Below are 5242 nucleotides of genomic sequence, written 5' to 3' on the forward strand. Positions count from 1 at the left end.
GATTGGCGATGTCGAGCAGGTTTATCCCGCCGGTGCATCGTCCGGTCATCTGCAGAACGGTTCCGTTCGGATACGCCGCCTGTTTCTGGGATGTGCCCGAAGGGTATTTGCGCACATTGAGCATGTCACCGAACGGCACATTGGCCACTTGCCAAGCCGCGAATAYGGTCGCATGAGACTGGCCGGCAAAAGCCAGAGTTAGCGAAGCAACGGCGAAAGCTGCCGCAATCCGACGATATATATTCATCATCTCTCCTCCCGGCACCATCTGGAGCCGACACGACCCTTAAGCTGCGGCTCTTGAACCCGACCTGATGGGCGTGTTCATTCGCTATTCAAGATAGTTCCCCATTCAAGATGCTTCCCCATTCAAGATATCGGCAAAGCGAGACGCAATGACCAGCACTTCCGCATTTCCGCACGCCAGCCCGCCAGCGCCCGAGAAACGGCCGGTTTCCGACACGCATCACGGCATCACGCGAACCGACGACTATGCCTGGCTGCGGGCCGACAACTGGCAGGAGATGTTCCGGGATCCGTCATTGCTCGATGCGGGGATCCGCGCCGAGCTCGAGGCCGAGAACGCCTATCAGTCGAAACTGATGGCCGACACGGCCGAGTTGCAGAAGCAGCTTTTCAAGGAAATGAAGGGCCGCATCAAGGAAGACGATTCCTCCGTACCGATGAAGGACGGACCCTATGCCTATGGCTCATCCTTTAAGCTTGGCGGCGAGCAGCCGCGTTATTTCCGCATGCCGCGCGACGGCGGCTCCGAGCAGATCCTGCTTGATGGCGATGCGGAGGCGGCGAGCAAGGCCTATTTCCGTCTTGGCGGCGTCGATCATTCGGCCGACCACCGCAAGCTCTTGTGGGCATTCGACGACAAGGGCTCCGAATTCTACACGCTTCGCGTGCGCGACCTTGACGATGGCAGGGATCTCGCCGATCGGATTCCCGACACGGGCGGTTCAGGCGTCTGGAACGCCGGCGATGACGGCTTCTTCTACACGCGTCTCGATCCCAACCACCGCCCGTCCAAGGTGCTGTTCCATGCGCTGGGGCAAAGCCCCGAAAGCGACCGGCTGATCTATGAGGAAAGCGATCCCGGCTTCTTCATGAATGTCGACGGCACGCGCAACAACGAATGGATCATGATCGGCATCAACGATCACGAGACCTCGGAATACCGCCTGATGCCCGCCAGCGACCCGTTTGCGGAACCGAAGCTGGTTTCACCACGCGAGACCGGCCTTCAATATGATCTGGAAGAAGGCGGCGACATCTTCTTCATCCTGACCAATGCCGATGGCGCCAAGGATTTCAAGATCATGACCGCGCCCGTGAGCGATCCGGTGCGCGCCAACTGGCAGGAACTGGTGCCGCATGAACCTGGCCGGCTGATCCTGTCGGTGATCGGCTTCAAGGACCACATGGTCCGGCTCGAACGCAAGGAAGGCCTGCCGCGCATCGTCGTGCGCGACCGCAGCAGCGGCGAGGAGCATCTTTTGTCCCTCGACGAGGAGGCCTTCTCGCTCGGCCTGTCGGGCTCCTATGAGTACGATACCGAGATCATGCGCTTTTCCTATTCGTCGATGACGACGCCGGCCCAGGTGTTCGATTACAATATGCGCACGCGCGAGCGGGTCCTGCTCAAGACCCAGGAAGTGCCCTCCGGCCATGACCAGGATCACTACGTCACCAGGCGGCTGATGGCGCCAGCCGCCGATGGCGAACTGGTGCCGATCTCGCTTCTCCACCACCGCGACACGCCGCTGGATGGATCCGCACCTTGCCTGCTTTACGGCTACGGCTCCTATGGCATCACGGTGCCGGCCGCATTCAACACCAACTGGTTCTCATTGGTCGACCGCGGCTTTGTCTTTGCCATCGCTCATGTCCGCGGCGGCAAGGACAAGGGCTATGGCTGGTACGATGACGGCAAGCGGGCGCACAAGATGAATACGTTCACGGATTTCATCGCCTGTGCGCGCCACCTCGTTGCCGAGCGCTATACGACGCATGACCGCATCGTCGCGCAAGGAGGCTCGGCCGGCGGCATGCTGATGGGCGCCATCGCCAACATGGCGCCGGAGTGTTTTGGCGGCATCGTCGCCGAGGTGCCCTTCGTCGACGTGCTCACCACGATGCTCGACGCCAGCCTGCCGCTGACGCCGCCGGAATGGCCGGAATGGGGCAACCCGATCGCGTCCGCCGACGACTACCGAACCATCGCCGCCTACTCGCCCTATGACAATGTCGCCGCGCTCGACTATCCGCCGATCCTGGCGCTGGCCGGTCTCACCGATCCGCGCGTCACCTATTGGGAACCGGCCAAATGGGTGGCACGGCTGCGCGAACGCAAGACCGGCGACAATCCCGTGCTGTTCAAGATCAACATGGATTCAGGCCACGCCGGCGCTTCCGGCCGGTTTTCGCGACTGGAGGAGATCGCCTATACTTATTCCTTCGCACTGAAGGTGATGGGCAAGGCGCAGCTTACAGGAGAGAACCGCCAATGATCGATCTGTCAACATTGACAACCTACATCGCGGTTGTGCTCGGCTTTGTCTTCATTCCAGGCCCAGCCRCCCTCCTTACCGTCGCGCGGGCAACGAGCTCTGGAACGAAGGTGGGCATAGCGACCGGTGCCGGGATCGCGGCCGGCGACGTGTTTCACACGGTCATGGCCATGGTCGGCATATCGGCGATCATCGCCACTTCGGCGGCGCTGTTCAGCATCGTAAAGTACATTGGCGCCGCCTATCTCGTTTATCTCGGCATTCGGGCGATCATCGAGAAAATGCCGGCCAACCCGGCTGCCGGCGCACTTGCCATCTCCGCCGGCAAGGCGTTTCGACAGGCTATCCTGACCGAAGTGCTCAACCCCAAGACCGCGCTTTTCTTCCTTGCGTTCCTGCCCCAGTTCGTGCGGCCTGAAAACGGGTCGGTGATGCTTCAGTTGACCACACTAGGGGTCATCTTCGTCATGCTGGGTCTTCTCAGCACGGTCGTCTTTGCAGTGAGCGCCGGTCGGCTTGGCACTTTCCTGCGCCGAAATCCGAGGGTGCTCAAGTGGCAAGGCAAGATTGTCGGCGGCATCTACTGTGCTTTGGGCGTCCGTCTGGCCTTGCAGCAACGCTGAGGCTGCGGACACGACGTTCACTTTTGGGTTCAGCGATCATGACTTTTTGAATTCCGCATCGCTCATTTCCCCTCGCAATTGCGATGGTCGCGCGCTACCCAAGGCACGACTTTCCCGGGCGACGAAGCCCGCACTCGCACAAGGGTCCATTATGCTGCTCGTCGACGTCTATCTCGACAAATCGCCGATCCAGGGCATCGGCGTTTTTGCCAAGCACCACATCCCCAAGGGCACGCTGATCTGGAAGCTCGACCCCCGCTTCGACCGGATCATCGACGTCGAGACCTATGAGGGCGAGACCGGGCCGGTGAAGAACTATCTCGATCGCTATTCCTACCCGGACCGGCGTGATCCGTCCTACATCGTCTTCGAAGCCGACGACGCCCGATACATGAACCATGACGACGAGCCGAATTGCGATGTCTCGTCGCCTGAGGAGACCTACGCCTTGCGCGACATCGCGTCTGGCGAGGAACTGACCTGCAACTACAACCATTTCTTCGAGACGGGCTTCGACTTTCTGGGCGACCGCCACCCGGCGTCCGACAACTGACCACATAGCACCTGACGAGAGTCGCGCGCTGCGCTTCAGCTGTTGTCTTAATGCAAGCCAAACCGCTGAGCAGTTTGGGCGGCGTGTGTCAGTTCGCCGTCTTCTTGCGCGCTGGATAACCGTTGGGATGCGGCGGCACCGCCTTGAGGTAGGCGGCGATCGCCGCACGATCCCCTGCGGTCAGTTCGGCCATGTTCTTCTGCACGTCGACCATCGCGCCGCCGACCGCATCGAAATCGGGCGTGAACCCGGTCTCGAGGTAGTTGGCGATGTCGGCTTCGGACCAGTTGCCGATGCCGCCCTCGCCCGATGTGATGTTCGGCACGATGCCGGTGCCTTCGGCGGCCACGGCGCCCGCCAGCCACTCGTTCTTCTTCGTCCCGCCCGCAAAGTCGCGCGGCGTGTGGCATTCGCCGCAGTGACCCGGCCCTTCGACCAGGTAGCGACCAGCCATCACCGGATCAGGCGTGCCTTCGGGAAGCGAAACGACCGGCTGATCGCCGAGATAAAGCAGTTTCCAAAGGCCGATGCCGCGGCGGATGTTGAACGGGAACGTCAGCGAATTGGCTGGCGCCTTGCCGGCGACGGCCGGCAGCGTTTTCAGGAAGGCATAGAGGTCGGCAATGTCGCCCGGTTTCATGCGTGCGTAGGACGCGTAGGGGAACGCCGGATATAAATGCTCACCCGACGGCGACACCCCCTTCAGCATGGCATTGGCGAGGTCCTCGACCGACCATGCGCCGATGCCGTCCTTGGGGTCCTGCGAAATGTTGGGCGGCACGAAGGTGCCGAATGGCGTCTTGAGCGCAAGACCACCCACCAACTGTAGGCGGGCATCGCCCTTCGACCCCGGCTTTGCATGGCACGAGGTGCAACCGCCGGCATAGAAAATGCGCTTGCCCCTGGCCACGTCGCCAGGGCCGAGCTTGGCCAGGGTCTCGCTGTCGAGCCTCACCGGCGCCGACAGGACCCACCCGGCAACCGCGCCGACGCCGCCCAGAACGACGAGGGCGCCGACGAGCTTTTTCAGCCAGGGCATGGCCCGCTATCAGCCCTTTTTCACTCGATAGGTCTGGTGGCAGGTGCCGCAGTTGGACGCGATGGTGTCAAATTGCGCCTTCAACGTATCGACGTCTGCGGGAGCGGCAGCGGTCGCTGCCTTGACGTCGGCGATGAATTTGTCGTTGGCCGCCTTGAAGCCGGCCATGTCTTCCCAGATCTTCGGCGCAGCCGTGGTGTCGCCCGTGTCGCTGCCGGCAGGGAACAGCGCGTCGACATCGACCTTCTCGGCATTCGCCTGCAGTGCCTGCAGGGCCGTCAGCACAGCCGCGGCATCAAAAGGCTCCTCGCCCTTTACCACCTTGGAAATGCCGCCGACGATCTTTCCACGCTCCTTCATCAGAGCCTGCCGATCGAGGATCGGGTCGGCAAAGGCCGCCGACGCCGCGAGGGCGAGCATTGAGATGGCGATGACAAGCTTTCTCATTCAATTGGCTCCATGATGAAGGTATTTTGGGGATGAGGGCATTTCGGGACAGGACGTTAAC

The 5242-nt window shown here is 61.6% G+C and carries 5 protein-coding genes; 3 read left to right on the forward strand and 2 right to left on the reverse strand.

Features of this window, described 5'->3' with window-relative positions; all coding sequences use genetic code 11:
• The first annotated feature begins 395 nt into the window (after nt 1-395).
• From ACXJ7R_RS24320 to ACXJ7R_RS24330, 3 genes are all read left to right on the forward strand, one after another.
• The gene (locus ACXJ7R_RS24320; RefSeq protein WP_457154055.1) at nt 396-2519 is read left to right on the forward strand and encodes a S9 family peptidase; all 2124 of its coding nucleotides are present in this window, start codon (nt 396-398) and stop codon (nt 2517-2519) included.
• The gene (locus ACXJ7R_RS24325) at nt 2516-3142 is read left to right on the forward strand and encodes a LysE family translocator (protein WP_457154056.1); all 627 of its coding nucleotides are present in this window, start codon (nt 2516-2518) and stop codon (nt 3140-3142) included. The genes ACXJ7R_RS24320 and ACXJ7R_RS24325 overlap by 4 nt, the downstream gene beginning before the upstream one ends.
• A gap of 151 nt (nt 3143-3293) precedes the next feature.
• The gene (locus ACXJ7R_RS24330; protein WP_457154057.1) at nt 3294-3695 is read left to right on the forward strand and encodes an SET domain-containing protein; all 402 of its coding nucleotides are present in this window, start codon (nt 3294-3296) and stop codon (nt 3693-3695) included.
• Nucleotides 3696-3783: 88 nt separating this feature from the next.
• On the opposite strand, the gene ACXJ7R_RS24335 is transcribed toward ACXJ7R_RS24330, so the two are convergent.
• Together ACXJ7R_RS24335 and ACXJ7R_RS24340 are read right to left on the reverse strand one after the other, a co-directional pair.
• Nucleotides 3784-4734, reverse strand: coding sequence for a c-type cytochrome (locus tag ACXJ7R_RS24335; RefSeq protein ID WP_457154058.1), 951 nt, complete (start codon nt 4732-4734; stop codon nt 3784-3786).
• Nucleotides 4735-4743: 9 nt separating this feature from the next.
• Nucleotides 4744-5181: a c-type cytochrome gene (locus ACXJ7R_RS24340; RefSeq protein ID WP_457154059.1), complete on the reverse strand. Its 438-nt coding sequence runs from the start codon at nt 5179-5181 to the stop codon at nt 4744-4746.
• Nucleotides 5182-5242 lie beyond the last annotated feature (61 nt).

This window comes from Mesorhizobium sp. P5_C1, assembly GCF_054049815.1.

Bases quoted from the DNA above. Each gene is read 5' to 3' on its own strand.
- ACXJ7R_RS24320 (WP_457154055.1), top strand. From the start codon at position 396: ATGACCAGCACTTCCGCATTTCCGCACGCCAGCCCGCCAGCGCCCGAG.
- ACXJ7R_RS24330 (WP_457154057.1), top strand. From the start codon at position 3,294: ATGCTGCTCGTCGACGTCTATCTCGACAAATCGCCGATCCAGGGCATC.
- ACXJ7R_RS24335 (WP_457154058.1), bottom strand. From the start codon at position 4,734: ATGCCCTGGCTGAAAAAGCTCGTCGGCGCCCTCGTCGTTCTGGGCGGC.
- ACXJ7R_RS24340 (WP_457154059.1), bottom strand. From the start codon at position 5,181: ATGAGAAAGCTTGTCATCGCCATCTCAATGCTCGCCCTCGCGGCGTCG.